The following is a 21,785-nucleotide window of genomic DNA, read 5'->3' on the forward strand; positions in this document are numbered from 1 at the left end:
CATAAAAGAGAGGACGATGAATATGAAATTAGGTATAGTTGGTTTACCAAATGTTGGTAAAAGTACACTATTTAACGCAATAACTCAAGCAGGTGCAGAATCTGCAAACTACCCTTTCTGTACAATAGAGCCAAATGTTGGTGTTGTGGCTGTTCCAGATGAAAGATTAGATAAATTAAAAGAGTTATATGATTCTAAAAAGATAGTTCCTACTGCAATAGAATTCTGCGATATAGCAGGTCTTGTTAGAGGAGCTTCTAAAGGTGAAGGACTTGGAAATAAATTTTTATCTCATATAAGAGAAGTTGATGCTATAGTTCACGTTGTTAGATGTTTTGAAGATCCTAACGTTGTTCACGTTGATGGAAGTGTTGATCCACTTAGAGATATAGAAACTATAAACTTAGAATTAATATTCTCTGATATAGAGATATTAGATAGAAGAATACAAAAAACTCAAAAAGCTGCTAAGGCAGATAAGTCTTTAGTTTCTGAATTAGAGTTTTTAAATGCTATAAAAGCAACTTTAGAAGATGGTAAGTGTGTTAGAACTATGGATTTCACTGAAGATGAGCAAACTTTTGTTAACTCATTAAACTTACTTACTTCAAAGCCAGTAATATACGCTACAAACGTAAGTGAAGATGATTTAGCTGATGAAGCTGCAAACAATCCATACGTAAATAAAGTTAGAGAATTTGCTGCTACTGAAAATGCTGAAGTTGTTGTTGTTTGTGCTCAAATAGAAGCAGAAATATCTGAACTTGATACTGATGAAGAAAAGAAAGAATTCTTAGAAACTTTAGGTTTAGAACAATCTGGTCTAGATAAATTAATAAAATCTTCTTATGCTTTACTTGGACTTGTTTCTTACTTAACAGCTGGTCCTCAAGAAGTTAGAGCTTGGACTATAAAAGTTGGTACTAAGGCACCTCAAGCTGGTGGAAAGATACACTCTGATATAGAAAGAGGATTTATACGTGCAGAAACTATAGCATTTGAAGATTTAGCTCAAGTTGGTACTATGACTGCTGCTAAAGAAAAAGGATTAGTTAGACTTGAAGGTAAAGATTATGTAGTTAAAGATGGAGATGTTATATTATTTAGATTTAACGTATAATAAATAATTTTAAGTATCTATAAATTTTTATATTTATAGATACTTTTTTGTTTCCTAATAAAATATATTTGCTTAGTAATTGAGTATAATCTATAAATTAAAATGATAGTAATATTAAATATGTAAATCAATTATTCTAAAATATAAAAAAGAGTTACCAATTAAGGTAACTCTTTTTTATATTTAATTAAGCATTTTTCTTTATATCCATATTAGCAAATTTTTGTCTATTTACTAAGAATAATCCAAATAATACTAATGCAACTACTACTCCTACTCCATTTGATAATGTAGCATTTAATCTAAATCCTTCTGGAGCTTGTAATATATATGACATACATACTGATGTCATATATGTTGCTGGTACTAAAGTTATCCAATAATTAACATTGTTCTTTATTAAATATACTGTAGCTGTCCATAAGAATATTGTAGCTAATGTTTGGTTAGACCAAGCAAAATATCTCCATATTATGTTAAAGTCTATTGTAGTTAAGAATATACATACTATGAATAATGGTATAGCTATCTTAAATCTACTCATGAACGTATCTTGCTTTATATTAAATGAGTCAGCTATTGTAAGTCTTGCACTTCTAAATGCTGTATCTCCACTTGTTATAGGACAAGCAACAACCCCAAGTACTGCAAGTATTGAACCTACTTGACCTAATAATGACTTAGATATTAATCCAACAACTCCTGATTGACCACCAAATTCAGCTAATGCCGCTTGTAGTGATAAACTATCTCCAAAGAATGCTATTGAAACTGCACACCATACTAATGCAACTATACCTTCAACAACCATTGCTCCATAGAATACTTTTTTACTTTCTCTTTCGTTGTTTATACATCTAGCCATCATAGGTGACTGAGTTGCATGGAATCCTGATATTGCCCCACAAGCTATTGTTACGAATAAGAATGGGAATAAAGATAATCCCTCTGGATGCATATTTTGTAAAGTTAACTCTGGCATTACCATAGTTCCATTTATATTACCTACTATCATAGCTCCTGCTAATCCTATAGCCATAAATAATAAAGCTGCTCCAAATAATGGATATATCTTACCTATAACCTTATCAACTGGTAAAACAGTTGCAGCTATATAGTATATTATTATTAGTACTATCCATACTATTTGATCTACACCTGTCATAGATTTTAAAAGACCTGCTGGTGATGTAACGAAAACTGTACCAACTAATATAAGAAGTATTACTGAGAATACCCTCATTACTGTTTTCATCTTTCCACCTAAGTATATACCAACTATTTCAGAAACTGACATACCATCATGCTTCATTGATATAACCCCTGAGAAGAAGTCGTGAACTCCTCCTGCAAATATAGTACCAAACGTTATCCATAAAAATGCTACTGGACCAAATAATGCCCCCATTATAGCACCAAATATAGGACCTGTTCCTGCTATATTTAAAAATTGTATTAAAAATACCTTGTACCAAGGCATTGGAATGTAATCTATTCCATCTTGTAATCTTACTGCTGGAGTTTGATTATTATCACTTAACTTAACCATTTTGTCTACATAAGTTCCGTAAGTGAAATATCCAACTATAAGTATTGCTAAGCATACTAAAAATGTTATCATACCTTTTCTCCTTTTTAAAACTTTATTCTTTAAGTTTTTGTATTAATTATTCCAAGGATATAATAACGTTTTTTTGACTTTTAAAGATATATTTTTACATGAAATGCATAAATAATAACATAAAATACAATTATATATGCATAATTTTTCTAAATTCTTTTATATTACTTCTACTAACAGGTATCTCTGTGTTTATATCTTTTAATTTTAACTTATATGTACTATTAAACCATGGTATTATTTCTTTTATCTTATATACATTTACAATAAAAGATCTATGTGTCTTAAAGAATATTTCTTTTCCTAGATTTTTTTCAAACTCTTTTATACATCCCTTTACTATGTATTCATTATCTTTTGTAAATACTATAGTCTCTCTTTCTCTTGCCTCACAATAATATATATCTTCTATATTAACTACTATTAACTTATCATTTTTCCATAAGCTAACACTAGATAAATTTTTCTTATTTTCAATTGTTACTTCCTCGTAATTATTAGTGCTCTCATCTAGTGCATCACTCTTTTCAAGCTTTTTTAACATAGATACAATTCTATCATCTGAGTATGGCTTTAATATATAATCAAAAGCTTCTAATTCAAATGCATCTACTGCATGTTCTTTGTAAGCTGTTATAAAAACTATTTTGGGGCTTTTTTTAAATTGTCTTACTGTTTTTGCAAGTAGCATACCATCTAGCATAGGTATATTTATATCTAAAAATATTACATCTACGCTATTTTCTTGTATAAATTTTAGTACATCTACTCCATTATCAAACTCATTTATCACTTCTATATTACTAAAATTATTTATAAAATATTTTAGTTCTTCTCTTGCTGGAAACTCATCTTCAACTATTATAGCTTTCATCTAGCATCCCCTTTCTATACTTTAAATTCTATCTTAGTTCCTGGATTTAACCTCTTTATATCTAAACCATGTCCATATATTAACTTAAGTCTTAAATGAACATTATAAAGACCTATCTTATTTTCTGACATATTATTATTATAAACTCTATTAATTATCTCTTGATCTATAGTTAACCCGTCATTTTCTACCCATATTTTAGTTCTATCTTTATCTTTTTTAACTCCTATTACTACTACACCATGTCCTCCATTTTTTCTTATTCCATGTATAATTGCATTTTCTACTAGAGGTTGTATTATAAGGCTTGGTATCTTCACTTTTATATCCTCATCTATATCATAAATAACATTTAATTTATCTCCAAATCTTGCCTTTTCTATTTCTACATAAGCTTTTACTTGCTCTAATTCTTTATTTATATCAATTAGATTGTCTGTAACTTCTAGATTATACCTCATATAAGTAGAAAGATTTATAATAAGCTTTCTTGCTTTATCTGGATCAATTCTTATAAAGGATGTTATAGTATTTAATGCATTAAATAAAAAGTGAGGATTTATTTGGGTTTGTAGAGCTTTTATTTCTGCTTTATTTTTAGCCTCTTTCATTTTTTCAATTTTTGATACTTCCATTAATGTAGATATCATTTGAGATAGTCCTATGGCTAGCGCTTTTTTTGAATGACTCATATCATATTGCTCTGTATAATATATTTTTAGACTTCCTATGACTTTATTAGATTCAGTTAAAGGTATTATCATGACTGTTTTTAAATTTACTTTCTCACTTACAGAATATCCTTCATTTTCTACTTTTATATTTAATATTTTATTTTTTTCCATAGATTCTTTGGTTATATCACTAAGACCTGTAGATCTATTAAATATTTCTTCTCCTATTCCTACATAGGCTAATACTTTTTCTCTATCTGTTATTGCTACTGAATCTGAGTTAATTTCATCTTTTATTATTTGACATATAATTCTTAAGGAATCTTTATTTATAGACCTAAAGTAAGGTAGTGTCTTATTTGCTATATCTAGCGCTAACTTTGATTGAAATGCTGCTACTTCATCCTTTTCTTTTTTTATAGCTTGTACAATAGATACTAAAAAACCTATACCAATTTGACCTACTATCATTGGTATATATATTTTATGTATAATATTTACTGCTACATTATGTGGCTTCGAAATCAAATATATTAACAACATAGTAAAACTTTCTGATATTACACCACATAAAATACCATATATCCATCTATATTTATCATCTATTCTTTTGTAAAAATATCCCGATATAATTCCTGCAAATATACTAGATATAAAACATGGAAAAGAGGTTATGCCATGTATATCTATTATATATCTATGAACTCCTGATATTACACCCGATACTATACCAACTAAAGGTCCAAATAATACACCTCCAGATACTATGGCTATTATTCGAGTATTTGCAAGAGAACCTTGTACACTTATTCCATTGTAAGTACCAAGTATTGCTAATAAACTAAATATAATAGATATTATCATTAAATCTTTAGCTTTATATTTTTCTTTTTGAAATATGTACTTAAACCCCTTTATCTTAGTTATCATTATAAATAAAACTATTATTAAGCTTGATTTTTCTAGTAATGATAAAAATATTTTCCCTTCATTCATGAAATTTCTCCATTTTTTTAATATTAGTATAGACACTAAAAAGAGAAGTATTAAACTTCCCTTTTTAGTCTCTTTAATTATAAGGATTCTACCATAATTTTTCTGCTTTCCATTAACTTAGCTGCTGCTTTTTTAGCTATTTCTGTTTCACTAAAAGGTACTCTTTCACCTTTTATAAGTTGATATTCTTCATGTCCTTTTCCTGCAAAGACTATCATATCTCCTTCTTTAGCTATCTCTATAGCTTTTATTATGGCCTCTTCTCTATCTGGCACTTTTATATACTCACATTTTGAACCTTCAAATGACTTAGCTATATCATTTATTACATCCATTGGATCTTCAAAATCTGGGTTATCTCCTGTTAATATACATAAGTCACATTCTCTGGATGCAACATCTCCAAGTTCTTTTCTTCTTAACTTAGTTCTTCCTCCAACTGATCCAAATAAACATATCAATCTATTGTGATCATATTTTTTAAGAGTTTGAAGTATATTTTCTAAACTAACTCCATTATGAGCATAATCTATTATTACCGTTGCATAATCAAGTACAGGAAGTACTTCAACTCTACCTTTTACTTTAGCATTTTTAAGGGCATCTAACATTAATCTTTGGTCTATCTTTAAATATCTACAAACTGATATAACTGCTAGTGCATTGTATATACTAAAAGTACCTGGCGAACATATATATGCATTAAATATATCATCTTTAGTTTCTACATCAAAGCTTGTCCCTAATGAATCTAGTTCTCTAGAATACTTTATATTTTTAGCTTTTAAATCTGCATCTTTCTCTATCCCAAAAGTTTCTATATGACAAGTTGCATGTTTTATTATGTCCTTAGCATGCTTATCATCTATATTTATTATTCCATGGTCACATAATGTAAATAATTTAGCCTTACACTCTAAGTAATGTTCAAATGTTGGATGTTCTTTTGGCCCTATGTGGTCTGGAGATAAATTCGAGAATATTCCTATATCAAAGTTTACATCTTCAACTCTATTCATCATTATTCCACCAGAAGAAACTTCCATAGATACACATTTAACACCTTCATCTAGCATAGTTCTAAATATTCGGTGTAATTCATAACTTTCAGGAGTTGTATTAACTGTTTTTTCACTCTTACCATTGTAGAAAGTTCCATTAGTTCCTATAACCCCTGTGTTTATTCCAGCTTGGTTTAATACTTCACTTATATAATTAGTTATAGTTGTCTTTCCTTTAGTTCCTGTCACACCTATTACTTTTAATTCTCTTGATGGATTACCAAAGTAATTTGATGACATATTTGATAGTGCTATCCTACTATCTTTTACAAATAGCTTTATAGCATCTTCTCCTAATTCTACATCATCTTGTAGTATAAATACTCTTGTTCCTCTTTTATATGCATCTTTAGCATATTTGTGACCATCTACAGTCTCACCCTTTATCGCTACAAATATATATCCGTCTTCACATTTGGAAGAGTTGTATGCTATGTCTTTTATTTCTGTATTTTCTATTTCATTCCAAGGCTTTTGAGAGGTAAATTCTACCCCATTCATAACTTCTAATAATTTCATCTTTAGCCCTCCTAATAAGTCTTCTTATCTATGTAAGTATAGCACAATATTGAGTTTTTTGATAAAAAAAAATTATTGTTATACATATAACTTTTTATACAATTTTATACCTTTTATAAGACTTTAATGATTTAAGATACTAATTTTTATTATCTTTATAAAAGCAGAGTAGTATATACCACTCTGCTTTCTTTGTTTTTAGTCTTTAAATTATATATAAAGCTTATTTTAAGCTTCCTTAACTTTTTTACCACTATTTTCTATAGACTTTCTAGCTAAAACTTCTAGCGAATCTATATAAAATTTACCATCTAAATTGTTGTCATTTTTAAGTATTGAAAGCTCTGTACATCCTAGTATAACTCCATCACAATCATTTGACTTTAGATAGTCAATAATAGCATCGAATTTATTCATATTTGCAGGCTTTCCACTTTTTATATCATTGTAGATTATACTCATTACATCACTTTGTCTATCTTCATCTAGTGTTAAATAGTCTATTTCATATTTTTCACACATATTCTGATATAACTTAGTTTTTATATTTCCAGTTGTAGCTAATATACCTAATTTTTTGTGTCCATTTTCTTTAGCATGTTTTACAGTCTCTTCTATTATATTTACAACAGGTATATTTACACTTTCTGAAATTTCTTTATAGAAATAATGTGCTGTATTACAAGTTATCACTATAAAATCTGAGCCACATGCCTCTAACCTTTTACTGTCTTTTATAAGAACATCTACTGGAGAATCTTCACTTTCTCCTATTATGTATGCGGTTCTATCAGGAGTAGTAGCTCGGTTAGTTATTATCATATCAACATGATCTTGATCAGACTTTGCATCTGTTAATCTCACTACCATGTCAAAAAAGTAAACCGTGGCCATAGGTCCTAATCCACCAATAACTCCAACTGTCTTGTTCATAATAATCTCACCAATCTATTTACAATATTTTTTGAACTTTCTCATTTGGTTTATGTTATATAATAATATATATAAACTTCTTTTAAAGTTTCCTTTTAAGTCTTTGTCATATCCAAATGAAGTTGCACTTTTTCCTTGTGCTACTAATGATTTAGCTTTATTTACTAAAGCTTGATCTTTAACATATTTATAAACTACATTCTTTGGTATAACATGCCAGAAGAATGGATCTTTTTGTATTTTTAAATCTAATTCTTTGTTATATACTCTGTCTTCTACAACATATCTAGCTATGTTGTTTCCTGAACTAGTTACATAGTAGTTACTTCTACCTTGTCTTAAGTTTATTTCAAACACTTTATAAGTGTTATCTCTACTATCAAACTTTATATCAAAGTTAGAGAATCCTGTATAATTTATATCCTCTAAAAATGCCTTAAACTTTTCCATTAAGTCTTTATCATATTCTGTTATTATAGCAGCATGATTTCCTATTCCTTTTGGAGTATGCTCTTCTAATAATACATGTCCTAAACACATCATTTTAACTTTACCATGTTGATCAGAATAGCAAGTTAAAACTCTCATATGTGAATCATCCCCTGGTATAAAGTCTTGTATTATTAAGTTTTTGTCATACTTACCAGCATATATTGAGTTCGTTATTTCTTTGAACTCTGTTTCATTTTGTGCTATATAAGCTTTTTTCATTCCTTCAAATGGGAATTGCCAATATAATACACTGTCAGAAGGTTTTATTATAACTGGATACTTAAATCCAAAGTCTTTTATTTCATCACCTTTTGAATATATGAAAGTCTTAGGATAGTCTAATCCTTTTTCTTCACACATTTTATAGAATAATTCTTTTTCTATTAACTTATCTTTTAATTCCTTGCCTATATATGGAACTATGTACTTTTCTTTAAGTATATCTCTATGGTCTATTATTAATTCTGCATATTCATCGGTACATCCCATTATTATTAGCTTTTTATTAGGTGCAGCTAATTCATCTGCAGTTTTAAGTAATACATCTATAAACTCTTTTTCTTCTGTTATTCTTTCGTCTATTCTAAAATCTATTATGTTACTATCTTTTGTCGCCCCTAATGCATATCTACCAAAAGCTATAGACTTAACTCCATAAGCTTCATGGTATGCTCTTGCTACTGAGTAGCAATTTATATCACCACCAACCAATACTGGTTGTATTATTATATTATCCACACTTTCCACCTCGTTTAAGAATTTCATTTGTAGTTAAATTCATCTTATTAATTATACTTGATTTACATTATTATGTCAAAATTCTAGTTACTTCAATCTATTTGCAAAAAATACCATACTAAATTTTATTTCAAATGTCGTTTTACTTATTTTTTTCTTAATATTGTCAAATTTAGCTTAAATATTTAAGAATATCATTTTAGTATAAAAAGCTAGTTATAAAATTTTATAACTAGCTTTTTTATTAACTATTTAACTATACTTACTCTATTTTTTTCCTTAGCTTTTATAGGACCTTCTTTTATAGATATCTTTTCATCTGGTCCTAAATTAGTAAATACTACTGGACTTATTGTTGATGTTGCATTTTTCTCGATATAATCTAAATCCATTTTTACTAGTTTATCTCCAGCTTTAACTTTTTGTCCAACTTCAACAAATACTTCAAAGCCTTTACCTTCTAATTTAACGGTTTCTATTCCTAAATGTATAAGCACTTCTCTTCCATTTTCTGATTCTATTATCACTGCATGTTTCGTTGGGAATACGACTCCTACTGTACCATTTACTGGAGAATATATTTCTCCATCATTAGATTTTATAGCAAATCCATCTCCCATTAATCTAGTTGAGAATACTTCATCTGGAACTTGTGATATATCCATTAATTCACCATTCACTAAAGATATTATTTCTTCACCTGTAGAAGTTAATTCTACTTCATCTTTAGCCTTAGGCTTATCTTCTTTTACTTCAGCCTTTTTGATTTCACCTTTTTTAGGTGCATTAACTTTTACTTTTCCAGATATTATTTCGTTTATTTCTGATTTTAATGTATCTGATTTTGGCCCAAATATAGCTTGTACATTGTTACCAACTACCATAACACCTGCAGCTCCAAGTTCTTTAAGTCTTGCTTGGTCTACTTTATTTATATCTTCAACAGCTACTCTAAGTCTTGTTATACAAGCATCTAAACTTTTTAAGTTTTCTTTGTTTCCTAATGCTTCTAGTATACCTGCTGCTAATTCACTGTTGTTTAATGTTGTATTTGTGCTGTCTTCACTCTCATCTTCTCTACCTGGAGTCTTTAAATTAAACTTAGTTATTAAGAATCTAAATCCGAAATAGTAAACTACTGCAAATACTGCACCAACTAGTATTACTAAATACCATGGCGTTCTATTTGGTAATACTCCAAATAGTAAGAAGTCAAATAACCCACCTGAGAATGTCATACCTATTTTAACATTTAGTATTTGCATTACAGCAAATGATAAACCAGCAAATAAGCAGTGTACTGCAAATAATCCTGGTGCAACGAATAAAAATGCAAACTCTAATGGTTCAGTTATACCTGTTAAGAAAGATGTAAGTGCTGCTGATGCCATTATACCTGCAACATACTTTCTCTTTTCTGGCTTAGCTGTATGAATCATTGCAAGTGCAGCTGCTGGAAGTCCAAACATCATAAATGGGAACTTACCTGTCATAAATGTACCTGCTGTAAATGCTACACCATCTTTAAGTTGAGCAAAGAATATACTTTGGTCACCCATTACTAAGTTTCCTGCTTTATCTATGTATTCACCAAATTGATACCAGAAAGGATTATAGAACACGTGATGTAATCCAAAAGGTATTAATGCTCTTTCTATTATACCAAATACAAATGCTGCTAATGTTATGTTAGCTTCTATTACTGTTCTTGAGAAGTTTAATAATGCATTTTGTATAGGTGGCCATATAAATGATAAGGCTATACCTATTAATATAGCTGATGCTGCTGTAACTATTGGAACAAATCTCTTACCTGCAAAGAATCCTAAGTATTGAGGTAATTCTATTTTATAGAACTTCTTATAAAGTCCTGCTGCAATTATACCAATTATGATACCACCAAAAACTCCTGTTTGAAGAGTTGGTATACCAACAGTTGTTGTATACATTGGGTTACCCATCATATCTGGTGTTACACCAGTCATTATACCCATAGATGTATTCATTATTAAGAAACCAACTATTGCAGCTAGTCCTGCAACACCTTCACCTTCAGTTAATCCAACTGCCACCCCAACGGCAAATAGTAAAGGTAAGTTATCAAATATTATTCCTCCAGATCTTTCCATTATATTTATTATAAGTGGAAAAGCTCCCGTTGATAAAAACGGCATTTTTTCAACTAATGCCGGGTTAGCTAATGCATTACTTACACCTAGTAATATACCTGCTGCTGGAAGTAATGCAACTGGTAGCATTAAAGCTTTCCCTACTTTTTGTAAGACACCAAATATCTTTTTCATAATACCTCTCCTTTATATTTTTAATTTTAGAAAGTTTTAACTTTCATTGATTAAATAAAAAAGACTTAAATCTATAAAAATAACTTAAAGATAAATTATTGCAAATCCAATCAATATTATTATGTATATATTGATTGTAATTATTACATAAATTTAACTTATTATTACTTTTATAAACTTAAGTCTTGCCTGCTCAACCAGTAACAATCTTATTGTTTATACTTTCTATTTAATATATATATTATTAAAGGTTTAACCTTATAATATTTTACTTTATAGCTGCTATTACTCTATTTATATGTAGTGTAAGATATAAAAGTTCATCTTCTGTAACTACATACTCATGATTATCTTCTATATATTTTTTAATCTTACAAGAACAATTATATGGTTTTTCATATTGAATTTTTATAATTTCTAAAAGTTCATTGTCATTATTTTCTACTTGTTCTTTTTTTATAAGTCGTTTTGCAAAGAATTTTAAATGAGTTACTAATCTATCATAGTTAAAATCATCTTCTTTAAATTCTACTGAATAATAATATCTTATAATATTTAGTATTTCTTTTACTATCTTAGTCATTAAAAATGATTCTTTAGTGCTTTCTTTATAATTTGCATTTATAATATGCATAGCTATAAATGCTGCTTCATCCTTTGTGAAATTTACATTAAATTCTTTGTTTATATAATCTATTGCCCACATTCCTATTTGGAATTCTTTTTTATGAATCCTTTTTATTTCATAAAGTAAATCATTTTTAATTTCTATATTTTGATTATACCTTTTAATTGCAAATGATATATGATCTGCTAATGCTACATATATATAATCATCTAGTTCTGCATTTAAATTTTGCTTTGCATATTCTATTATCTTAGAAGTTACATTAAATATATCTTCATCCACTTCAGTAACTATCCTAGTTATCTTTTTAGCTAAGTTTTCATCTTCCATAACAAATTTCTTTTCAATTTTATCTTGGTCTACTTTTTCTCCAACCTTTTTTTTAAATCCAATTCCACATCCAGTGAGTACTAGTTCTTTATTAGTTTCATCATCTACAACCAATACTACATTGTTATTGTATATTTTTTGAATTAGCATATATACTCACCTCTATTCTTTAGATCAATCATTTTTAAATAAACTTAGTTTAAATTTTAGTTGTTTTTTATATATATTTTTACCTTAATTATTTTTTAACAAAATATATGTATAAATACAAAATACCTAAATTAAGACACTAAAATAAAGTCTCAACTTAGGTATTGCCTGCTCTATCAGTAACAATCCAAAATATTGATAAGTAAATATTTGTATATTTTTATTCAAGTTTTATTTATATTATAATTTTATAATAGGTATTTAATTCTGTCAAGAATTTTAGGAAAACATTTATTTTTCTTTAATTAATCCTTTTCTATAAGCTAATAAAAGTAACTTTAAGTCTTTTACTTCTTGTTCTAATATTTTACCTGCATCAGTATCTCTTACTGTTTTACGTTTTGCTTTATGTTCTACTACTTCTGTAGTTGATAGTATATCACTTTCTTTTTTTATAGCATCTTCTGCTGATGTAAAAGGTTGGTGTGAAACTAATTGTAAACTATGAGAATTATATATTAAAGTATAACCTGCAAGTCCTGTTTTATTTTGGTATGCCCTTGAAAAGCCACCATCTATGACTAGTATTTTTCCGTTTGCCTTTATAGGACTTTCACCATTTTTACTTTCTACAGGAACATGACCATTTATAATATGGCTATCTGTTAGGTCTAAGTTAAATTCTTCAAATATCTTTTCACACATCTTTTCATCTTCTCTTAATTTGAAATATGGATTTTTATTTTCCTTGTGACTTTCTTTCTCCGCTATAAAATATCTTTCAAAAGTAGTCATGTCATCTTTACCAAATAATGATGAACACTTTCCTGTCCAAAGATACCACATCATATCCATTCCATATTGTTTTTGAGTTGTATTTTCTTTAAAGAAATATCCTTCTCTAGATATAGCTTCCATCTTATCCATTAAAGCTTTACCCTTATATTCTTTACCTTGTATTTTCATAGACATAAAGCTCTTGTCTTCATTTAAAGGTACACATCCATGTATTAGTAAGTTAGAGTTTGCTGTTAAGTATATACTTCCTTTTGAGAATAAAAAAGAAATATGTTTTTGAAGTTTTTCGCTATTTTTAAAAGATGATACTAATTTTTCTATAACTTCATTTTCTTCTTTGCTTAACTCATATGGGTTATTTTTGTTTATAGTTGGGAAATTAGAATCCTTTAATTTATATACTTTACCCTTTAATTTAATAGTATTTTCTTCATAGTTTATATTATTAAGTAAAAGTCTATGCTGCATCTCAAACTCAGGCCTTCTATTTATAACTTCTCCTTCTAACTTAAACTGTATAATACTTATTGCCTTGTGCATTTTAGCTATTAATGATTTTTCTTTTGTTGATACATTTTGATCACTAATTTTTGGAATAAAACAATGGCAAGGGTCATCCTTATAAGTTTCCATAGCAAAAGTAGCAAGAGGAAGTAAATTTATTCCATATATATCTTCTATTATATCTAGATTTGCATATCTAGCTGATATCCTAAGAGCATTTGCTATACAAGTTTTTTCTCCACTTGCAGCACCCATCCAAAGTATATCATGATTTCCCCATTGTATATCCACTGAATGATAATCCATTAAAGTATCTATTACTACGTCTGGTCTTGGTCCTCTATCGTATATATCTCCTAATATATGAAGTCTATCTACTACTAGTTTTTGTATAACTTTAGATATAGCTATTATAAATTCTTTTGCTCTATCAGTTTCTATTATTGTATCTACAATACTTTGGTAATAACATTGTTTATGCTTTATATCTATAGATTCATGAAGTAATTCTTCTATTATATACTTAAAATCTTCTGGTAATAATTTCCTTACTTTTGATCTAGTGTATTTACTAGATGCATATTTACAAAGTTCAACTAATCTATATATATTTATTCTATAAAAATCTTCTAGATTTTCTTCTTTCTTTATTATCAAATCTAGTTTTTGCTCTGGATAGTATACTAAAGTAGCTAATGCTTTTTTCTCATTTTCTCTCATAGTATTTGAAAATAGTTCTTCTATCTTTCTTTTTATGACTCCAGAGCCATTTTTTAAAACATGAACAAAAGGCTCATATTCTCCATGTATATCTGTTATAAAGTGTTCCGTTCCTTTAGGCAAGTTAAGTATTGCCTCTAGGTTTATTATTTCAGTACTTGCTTTTGATATGCTTGGATATTGTTTTGATAGTAGTTTTAAATATTTTAACTCATTTTCTAATGGTCTCAACTTCTAATCCTCCAAACTTAAATAATTATATATTTATTGTATCACATTTATAATTAGTATACACTATTTAAGTTTATTATTATCACATAATAAGTCAAATACTTAATTAACTATCTTCATATCTCCTGTATAAATATCTATTTCATGAACTCCTATACTTTTTTTATGACTGTGTTCTTCATCATTTATAGTTATAAAAAGTTCAACCTTGTACTTGTCTCCAACTTTTTTTATATCATCTTTATTTACAGTTACAAGATCTCCATATTCTGCTTTTATTATATTCACAGCAGTTTCCTTTGATATTGGGTTAATCTCTTTATTGTAAGTTTTATCTGTAAAATAAACTCCATCTTTTTCATCTTTTTTACTTGCTATAATTATTGCTATAATTATAGCTATTATTAATAGCATTCCTATAATTATTTTCTTTTTCATTAAACTCTCACTTTCTTGAATTATTAGCTTACACATTATATCGCAAATCTTATTTATAATCTATATTTTAATATACGTATTAATTTAGTAAAGCTTAATAAAAAGATAGGACAAGCTATCAACAAAACTTATCCTATCTTTTTATATATTTCAATCTATTTTATGGAGTATGTTCATTTACATTTACTATAGCCTAACTTTATGAATATTTTATGAATGTTTTATATTTTTATGCTTTTTTGTATTTAATAAGCTATAAATATATATTTAAACTAAAAAATTCACTTAAGTTATGTGTAATAAAACACTATTATATAAAAAAGGATGTACTCTAAAAGTACATCCTTTATATTAAACTATATTTATTAGCATTGTTCAGCTAATCTCTTATAGTTGTTGTATCTTTCATTAGCATTTTCTTCAGCCATAGTAAATAATTCATCAGCTACGTCTGGGAATTGCTTAGCTATTGCAGCGTATCTTACTTGACCCATTAAGAACTCTCTGAAGCTTTCAGTTGGCTCTTTAGAATCTAATGTGAATGGATTCTTACCTTGAGCTTTTAATGTTGGGTTGAATCTGTATAAGTGCCAGTAACCAGCTTTAACAGCTTTTTCTATGTTAGCTTGAGCTCTACCCATACCTTCTTTTATACCATGAGATATACATGGAGAGTAAGCTATTATTAATGATGGTCCATCATAAGCTTCTGCTTCTATTACAGCCTTCATTAATTGGTTCTTATCTGCACCCATACCAACTTGTGCAACATATACGTTTCCGTAACTCATTGCCATCATACCTAAGTCTTTCTTCTTAGATCTCTTACCAGCTGCAGCGAACTTAGCCATTGCAGATATTGGAGTAGATTTAGAAGCTTGACCTCCTGTATTTGAATATATTTCTGTATCAAATACTAGTACGTTTACATTTTCTCCTGAAGCAAGTACGTGGTCAAGTCCACCGTAACCGATGTCATAAGCCCATCCGTCTCCTCCAAGGATCCATTGAGATCTCTTAACTAGGTAATCTTTTCTTTCTTCTATTTCATTAACTAAAGCTTTTATTTCAGCATTTTCTATATTGTGAGCATTAGCTAATACATCTAATACTTTTTGGCTTGCTACTTTTGAAGCTTCTCCATCTTCTTTAGCATCTAACCAAGCAGTAAATGCTTCTCTAGCTGCATCACATATATCCATTGTTAATAATGTTTCCATGTTTTCAGCTATTTTGTTTCTCATTTGTTTAACTGCTAACATCATTCCGTATCCGAATTCAGCATTGTCTTCGAATAATGAGTTTGCCCAAGATGGACCTTTACCTTCATGGTTAACAGTGTATGGAGTTGATGGAGCTGATCCTCCCCAGATTGATGAACATCCAGTAGCATTTGCTATCATCATTCTATCTCCGAATAATTGAGTAACTAACTTGATGTATGGAGTTTCTCCACATCCAGCACAAGCACCTGAGAATTCCATTAATGGTTGTCTGAATTGACTTCCTTTAACAGTGTTAGGAGCCATTACATCATCTTTAGGAGCAACCTTTGTAGTATCTACAGCGAATGCCCAGTTTTCTATTTCAACTTCTTGAGTATCAAGAGGTTTCATGAATAATGCTTTACCTTTAGCTGGACATATGTCAGCACAGTTTCCACATCCTGTACAGTCAAGTGGACTTACTTGCATTCTGTATTGTAATCCTTCAAATCCTTTACCAATTGCTTTTTTAGTATTGAAGTTTTCTGGAGCATTAGCCATTTCTTCTTCAGTTACTAATACTGGTCTTATACATGCATGAGGACATACATAAGCACATTGGTTACATTGTATACAGTTGTTTACATCCCACTCAGGAACATTTACTGCTACTCCACGTTTTTCGTAAGCTGCAGTACCACATGGGAATGTACCATCTTCTATTCCATCAAATGCACTTATTGGTAAACTATCACCTTCTTGAGCATTCATTGGTCTTACTATATTTTTTATGAATTCTGGTTCGTCGCAGTTTGTTGTTTCTGCACTTTCAACAGCTTGATTCCAAGCAGCTGGAACTTCTATTTTAACTAATGCATTCATACCAGCTTCAACAGCTTCAAAGTTCATGTTAACTACTTTTTCACCTTTTTTACCGTAAGCTTTCTTTATAGAATCTTTTAGGTATTGGCTAGCTTCTTCTTGAGGTATTATCTCAGCTAACTTGAAGAATGCTGATTGCATTATCATGTTTATTCTATTTCCAAGACCTATTTCTTGAGCTATCTTAGTAGCATTTACAGTGTAGAAGTTTATTTCATTTTCAGCTATGAATCTCTTCATTTTTGCTGGTAAATGAGTTTCTAACTCTTCTGGTGACCATATTGTATTTAATACGAATGTTCCACCTTTTTTAAGTCCTTTTAATAAATCATATTGGTTAACATATGATTGGTTGTGACAAGCTATGTAGTCAGCTTCATCTATTAAGTAAGTAGATCTTATTGGAGCATCTCCAAATCTTAAGTGAGACATTGTTATACCACCAGACTTCTTAGAGTCATAAGCAAAGTAAGCTTGAGCATACTTTTCAGTGTTGTCTCCTATTATTTTTATAGCTTGTTTGTTAGCCCCAACTGTACCGTCAGATCCTAATCCCCAGAACTTACATCTTATAGTTCCTGGTGTAGCTATTTTGATAGGTTCAGATGGCTCTAATGAAGTATTAGTAACGTCATCTACTATACCTACAGTGAAGTTGTTCTTAGGATTTTCAGAAGTTAAGTTATCAAATATAGTTTTTATATCTGATGGAGTAACATCTTTTGATCCTAATCCGTATCTTCCACCTATTATCATTGGAGCATTTTCAGCTCCGTAGAATGCACTACGTACGTCTAAGTATAATGGCTCTCCTATAGCACCTGGCTCTTTAGTTCTATCCATTACACATATTCTTTCAGCAGTTGCTGGTATTTTTTCTAATAAATGCTTAGTAGAGAATGGTCTGAATAAGTGAACCTTAACTAAACCGTATTTTCCACCTTGAGCATTTAAGTAATCTATTGTTTCTTCTATAGCCTCTGTAGCAGATCCCATAGCTACTAATACATACTTAGCATCTTGTGCTCCGTAGTAATCAAATAGTCCATGTTCTCTTCCAGTTAATTCGCTCATTTGCTTCATGTATTTTTCAACTATTCCAACTATGTTGTTGTAATATTTATTTGAAGCTTCTCTTGTTTGGAAGTATATATCAGGGTTTTGAGCAGTACCACGAGTAACAGGATGATTTGGAGATAAAGCTCTGTTTCTGAACTCTTCTACTGCTTCTTTGTTTATTAATTTTTCATAATCTTCAGTGTCTAATAACTCAACTTTTTGTATTTCGTGAGATGTTCTGAATCCATCGAAGAAATGTATGAAAGGTAATCTTCCTTCTATTGCAGCTAAGTGTGCAACTGGTGCTATATCAGCAACTTCTTGAACAGAACCTGATGCTAACATTACACATCCAGTTTGTCTAGCTGACATAACGTCTTGATGATCCCCAAATATAGATAATGCTTGAGCTGCTAATGCACGAGCACTTACGTGGAATACCCCTGGAAGTAATTCCCCAGCAACTTTATACATATTAGGTATCATTAATAATAAACCTTGAGATGCAGTGAAAGTTGTTGTTAATGCACCAGCTTGTAATGAACCGTGGAATGCTCCAGCAGCTCCTGCTTCTGATTGCATTTCTACAACACTTACTTTTTGTCCGAACATATTCTTTCTGCCTTGTGCCGACCATTCGTCAACTACTTCAGCCATGTTTGAAGACGGAGTTATTGGATATATAGCAGCAACATCAGTGAATGCATAAGCAACATGAGCAGCAGCTGTATTTCCGTCAACTGTTTTCATAAATTTAGCCATAATTGTATCCTCCTCGTATATTACTCTTATGTACTTATCTTTATAAGTATTTTGTATTGTAGAAACAATGTACAAGGTTATACAACATTGCACATTGTTTCCCCCCAATACTATATTATTACATAATTCTAAATATTACATAATAAACAAAATATTCTTTATGTTTTGTAAAATTCCTTTATTTTGCTTAATTTGATTAAAGGAAAAATCTATATGTTTATTAAAATAATATCCATATGTTTAATTATAAGTTTCTTCTACTCTTTCATTTATACCCACGATTTTGTAGATTAAACAAGAAATTTGTATTTTTTCTAATAATCGCTTTTTATAGAGTCTTCCCCAGTAACTATGGCTATTGATGCACTTGCACCTATTCTTGATGCCCCAGCTTCTATTACAGCTTTTGCATCTTCAGCAGTTCTAACACCACCTGATGCTTTAACTCCTATATTTTCTCCAACAGTTTCTCTCATAAGTTTTATGTCAGCTGGAGTTGATCCACCTGTTCCAAATCCTGTTGAAGTTTTTACATAGTCAGTTCCTGCTTTAACTGCAAGTTCACAAGCTTTAACTTTTTCTTCATCTGTTAAGTAACAAGTTTCTATTATTACTTTAACTAAAGCTTCTTTATTAGCTGCATCTACTACTGCTTTTATATCTTCATATACTAAGTCGTAGTTTTTATCTTTTAATGCACCTATATTTATAACCATATCTACTTCGTCTGCACCTTTAGCTATAGCATCTCTTGTTTCAAACGCTTTAACTTCTTTAGTGTTAGCTCCTAAAGGGAAACCTATTACTGTACAAACTTTTACATCGCTTCCTTCTAATTCTTTTTTAGCAAGCTCTATGTTAGTTGGATTTATACAAACTGAAAAGAATCCATATTCTTTTGCTTCATTACAAACCTTTATTACTTCTTCTTTTGTAGTTACAGCTTTTAATACTGTATGGTCTATCATTTTTGCTATTTTACTCATTTCAAATTCTCCTTTTTTCTACACAAATATTTATATTATTCCATATTATGTTAGCATATTATGAGCATCATATAAACTTATTTTTTCCTTAGAACAATTTAAAATTCATAGCTCTTTAATTTCAATTTGTATTTTGTATCCAGCTCACATATATAATCATATCTGTATATTTTTTGTTTAACAAGTAGGCACTTTATTTACATATAGTTTCAAAAAATATATACAGTACCTAAAAATATATATGGTATCAAAAAATATACTGTAAGGTTTTTACAATAATTTATTTATGATATAATAAATAGGTCTTCATTTTTAAAATTTTGAAGGAATACTTTTTAGAGATCATATATAGGAATTATATCTCCCCCATTTAAAATGAATGTAATTTCTTATTTGATATAAAAAGTCTTAAGTTAGATATTTCATAGAAATACTTTATGATAAGTCTATATGACTATATTTTAATATTTTTTAGAAGTTTTTCTATGCTATTTATATAGAAAGAGGTGTATATATGATTCATACTCAATGTCACATGAGTCATAGATGTGCAAAATTTGAAACTTGCCCTATGACTTTATTTCATAAATTAGTTTCTGGTAAATGGAAAATTTTAATACTTTGGTATCTAAGTAGTGGCCCACTTAGGTTTAGTGAAATAAAAAGAAAGCTTCCTGATGTTACTCAAAAAATGCTTACAAATCAACTTAGAAGTTTAGAAGATGATGGCCTAGTTCATAGAGAGGTGTATCCTGTTATCCCCCCCAAGGTTGAGTATAGTTTAACAGAACTTGGAGAAAAATTACTTCCCCTTCTTGAGCAGATGTACGAATATGGAGTGGAATATTCAAAAGCTATGAAAATATCTGCTACTAAGTAGATTTTTAATAAATACATAAATAATAAACTATATAACTAAAAAGGTAATCTCAATTTTGAGATTACCTTTTATTTATAATATAAACTAAAATTATTCAGCTATTAATTCTACCATATCTCCGTTTCTAACTGCTGCAGCGTTTCCTTCTTCAACGTCTACGTGCATTTCTAAAGCGAAGTTTGCATTAGCTCTTACTAATACATTTTCAAATACAACAGCTCTTGGTCCGAAAGTTCTAACTTTTACTATTTGCTTATCTTCTACACCGAAGTTTTTAGCATCTTCTAAGCTCATATGTATATGTCTAGATGCTACTATAACACCTTCTTGTAATTCAACTTCTCCAGCTGGTCCTACTAATTTAACACCAGGAGTTCCTGCTATATCTCCAGATTCTTTTATTGGAGCTTTTACACCTAAAGCAAATCCATCTGCTAAAGATATTTCAACTTGAGTGCTAGGTCTAGCTGGTCCTAAAACTCTAACTCCTTTTATAGTTCCTTTTGGTCCTACTAAATCAACCTTTTCTTCACATGCATATTGTCCTGGCTGAGATAATGGCTTGAAATGAGTTAACTCATGTCCTGCTCCGAATAATGTTTCTATATCAGCTTGACTTAAATGAACGTGTCTGTTTGATAAAGCTATTGGTAATTTCATAAAAAACCCTCCTACATAAATTTTGTATACAACATCCAATTATACATAAATTTTTTAATTAAATCAAATTCTTTTCTCAAAATTTGATAATTTTCTTAATATTATTTCTACTGAAATATTAGAAAACCCTTTTATTTTCATTCATAATTAGTATTTCAACTTTTACTTATCTTATTATAATTTTTTATTTATTTTAACCATATTAATATTAACTTTAAATA

Annotated in this window: 15 protein-coding genes; 2 read left to right on the forward strand and 13 right to left on the reverse strand. The window is 29.3% G+C overall.

Features of this window, described 5'->3' with window-relative positions:
• Window positions 1–22 precede the first annotated feature (22 nt).
• Window positions 23–1,120, forward strand: coding sequence for a redox-regulated ATPase YchF (gene ychF / locus ABCP60_RS06360; RefSeq protein WP_092924126.1), 1,098 nt, complete (start codon window positions 23–25; stop codon window positions 1,118–1,120).
• 187 nt (window positions 1,121–1,307) lie between these two features.
• On the opposite strand, the gene ABCP60_RS06365 is transcribed toward ychF, so the two are convergent.
• The 12 genes from ABCP60_RS06365 to deoC all read right to left on the reverse strand — a co-directional run bounded on the left by ABCP60_RS06365 (window position 1,308) and on the right by deoC (window position 20,024).
• A complete protein-coding gene (locus ABCP60_RS06365) occupies window positions 1,308–2,741 on the reverse strand; it encodes a carbon starvation protein A (protein WP_343101480.1) in 1,434 nt (477 codons plus the stop codon).
• Between the two features lie 130 nt (window positions 2,742–2,871).
• Window positions 2,872–3,615, reverse strand: coding sequence for a LytTR family DNA-binding domain-containing protein (locus ABCP60_RS06370; RefSeq protein WP_343101481.1), 744 nt, complete (start codon window positions 3,613–3,615; stop codon window positions 2,872–2,874).
• A 14-nt stretch (window positions 3,616–3,629) separates the two neighbouring features.
• Complete coding sequence (locus ABCP60_RS06375) at window positions 3,630–5,285, reverse strand: LytS/YhcK type 5TM receptor domain-containing protein (RefSeq protein WP_343101482.1); 1,656 nt, start codon at window positions 5,283–5,285, stop codon at window positions 3,630–3,632.
• A 77-nt stretch (window positions 5,286–5,362) separates the two neighbouring features.
• Window positions 5,363–6,865 carry a UDP-N-acetylmuramoyl-L-alanyl-D-glutamate--2,6-diaminopimelate ligase gene (locus ABCP60_RS06380; protein WP_343101483.1) on the reverse strand — a complete coding sequence of 501 codons (1,503 nt, stop codon included), beginning with the start codon at window positions 6,863–6,865 and terminating at the stop codon, window positions 5,363–5,365.
• Window positions 6,866–7,093: 228 nt separating this feature from the next.
• Window positions 7,094–7,798: an amino acid racemase gene (locus ABCP60_RS06385; protein ID WP_176579615.1), complete on the reverse strand. Its 705-nt coding sequence runs from the start codon at window positions 7,796–7,798 to the stop codon at window positions 7,094–7,096.
• Between the two features lie 15 nt (window positions 7,799–7,813).
• A complete protein-coding gene (locus tag ABCP60_RS06390; protein ID WP_092924108.1) occupies window positions 7,814–9,028 on the reverse strand; it encodes a carboxylate--amine ligase in 1,215 nt (404 codons plus the stop codon).
• Between the two features lie 248 nt (window positions 9,029–9,276).
• On the reverse strand, window positions 9,277–11,331 hold the full coding sequence (gene ptsG, locus ABCP60_RS06395; protein WP_166505914.1) for a glucose-specific PTS transporter subunit IIBC: 2,055 nt from the start codon (window positions 11,329–11,331) through the stop codon (window positions 9,277–9,279).
• A gap of 268 nt (window positions 11,332–11,599) precedes the next feature.
• Window positions 11,600–12,439 carry a PRD domain-containing protein gene (locus ABCP60_RS06400; protein ID WP_166505915.1) on the reverse strand — a complete coding sequence of 280 codons (840 nt, stop codon included), beginning with the start codon at window positions 12,437–12,439 and terminating at the stop codon, window positions 11,600–11,602.
• Window positions 12,440–12,730: 291 nt separating this feature from the next.
• Window positions 12,731–14,692 (reverse strand): fructose-1,6-bisphosphatase, encoded by a 1,962-nt coding sequence (locus ABCP60_RS06405; RefSeq protein ID WP_092924100.1) that lies wholly within the window; start codon window positions 14,690–14,692, stop codon window positions 12,731–12,733.
• A gap of 102 nt (window positions 14,693–14,794) precedes the next feature.
• Window positions 14,795–15,130 carry a hypothetical protein gene (locus ABCP60_RS06410; RefSeq protein ID WP_092924097.1) on the reverse strand — a complete coding sequence of 112 codons (336 nt, stop codon included), beginning with the start codon at window positions 15,128–15,130 and terminating at the stop codon, window positions 14,795–14,797.
• Between the two features lie 365 nt (window positions 15,131–15,495).
• Entirely contained in the window at window positions 15,496–19,038 is a 3,543-nt protein-coding gene (nifJ, locus tag ABCP60_RS06415; RefSeq protein WP_343101484.1) for a pyruvate:ferredoxin (flavodoxin) oxidoreductase, read from the reverse strand.
• Window positions 19,039–19,352: 314 nt separating this feature from the next.
• On the reverse strand, window positions 19,353–20,024 hold the full coding sequence (gene deoC, locus ABCP60_RS06420) for a deoxyribose-phosphate aldolase (RefSeq protein WP_166505916.1): 672 nt from the start codon (window positions 20,022–20,024) through the stop codon (window positions 19,353–19,355).
• A 535-nt stretch (window positions 20,025–20,559) separates the two neighbouring features.
• Between deoC and ABCP60_RS06425 the strand changes: the two genes are divergently transcribed.
• Window positions 20,560–20,904, forward strand: a complete 345-nt coding sequence (locus tag ABCP60_RS06425; protein WP_092927399.1) for a helix-turn-helix domain-containing protein — start codon at window positions 20,560–20,562, stop codon at window positions 20,902–20,904.
• A 90-nt stretch (window positions 20,905–20,994) separates the two neighbouring features.
• Here ABCP60_RS06425 and ABCP60_RS06430 read toward each other — a convergent pair whose 3' ends face one another.
• Window positions 20,995–21,564 carry a phosphate propanoyltransferase gene (locus tag ABCP60_RS06430; protein ID WP_092924088.1) on the reverse strand — a complete coding sequence of 190 codons (570 nt, stop codon included), beginning with the start codon at window positions 21,562–21,564 and terminating at the stop codon, window positions 20,995–20,997.
• Window positions 21,565–21,785 lie beyond the last annotated feature (221 nt).

This window comes from Romboutsia sp. MSSM.1001216sp_RTP31141st1_G3_RTP31141_220114, assembly GCF_039031195.1.
GTDB classification, from domain to species: Bacteria; Bacillota; Clostridia; order Peptostreptococcales; family Peptostreptococcaceae; genus Romboutsia_C; species Romboutsia_C hominis.

What these genes read in the sequence shown, in the direction of transcription:
- ychF (WP_092924126.1), top strand. Translation starts at nt 23, where the DNA reads ATGAAATTAGGTATAGTTGGTTTACCAAATGTTGGTAAAAGTACACTA.
- ABCP60_RS06365 (WP_343101480.1), bottom strand. Translation starts at nt 2,741, where the DNA reads ATGATAACATTTTTAGTATGCTTAGCAATACTTATAGTTGGATATTTC.
- ABCP60_RS06370 (WP_343101481.1), bottom strand. Translation starts at nt 3,615, where the DNA reads ATGAAAGCTATAATAGTTGAAGATGAGTTTCCAGCAAGAGAAGAACTA.
- ABCP60_RS06375 (WP_343101482.1), bottom strand. Translation starts at nt 5,285, where the DNA reads ATGAATGAAGGGAAAATATTTTTATCATTACTAGAAAAATCAAGCTTA.
- ABCP60_RS06380 (WP_343101483.1), bottom strand. Translation starts at nt 6,865, where the DNA reads ATGAAATTATTAGAAGTTATGAATGGGGTAGAATTTACCTCTCAAAAG.
- ABCP60_RS06385 (WP_176579615.1), bottom strand. Translation starts at nt 7,798, where the DNA reads ATGAACAAGACAGTTGGAGTTATTGGTGGATTAGGACCTATGGCCACG.
- ptsG (WP_166505914.1), bottom strand. Translation starts at nt 11,331, where the DNA reads ATGAAAAAGATATTTGGTGTCTTACAAAAAGTAGGGAAAGCTTTAATG.
- ABCP60_RS06400 (WP_166505915.1), bottom strand. Translation starts at nt 12,439, where the DNA reads ATGCTAATTCAAAAAATATACAATAACAATGTAGTATTGGTTGTAGAT.
- ABCP60_RS06410 (WP_092924097.1), bottom strand. Translation starts at nt 15,130, where the DNA reads ATGAAAAAGAAAATAATTATAGGAATGCTATTAATAATAGCTATAATT.
- nifJ (WP_343101484.1), bottom strand. Translation starts at nt 19,038, where the DNA reads ATGGCTAAATTTATGAAAACAGTTGACGGAAATACAGCTGCTGCTCAT.
- deoC (WP_166505916.1), bottom strand. Translation starts at nt 20,024, where the DNA reads ATGAGTAAAATAGCAAAAATGATAGACCATACAGTATTAAAAGCTGTA.
- ABCP60_RS06425 (WP_092927399.1), top strand. Translation starts at nt 20,560, where the DNA reads ATGAGTCATAGATGTGCAAAATTTGAAACTTGCCCTATGACTTTATTT.
- ABCP60_RS06430 (WP_092924088.1), bottom strand. Translation starts at nt 21,564, where the DNA reads ATGAAATTACCAATAGCTTTATCAAACAGACACGTTCATTTAAGTCAA.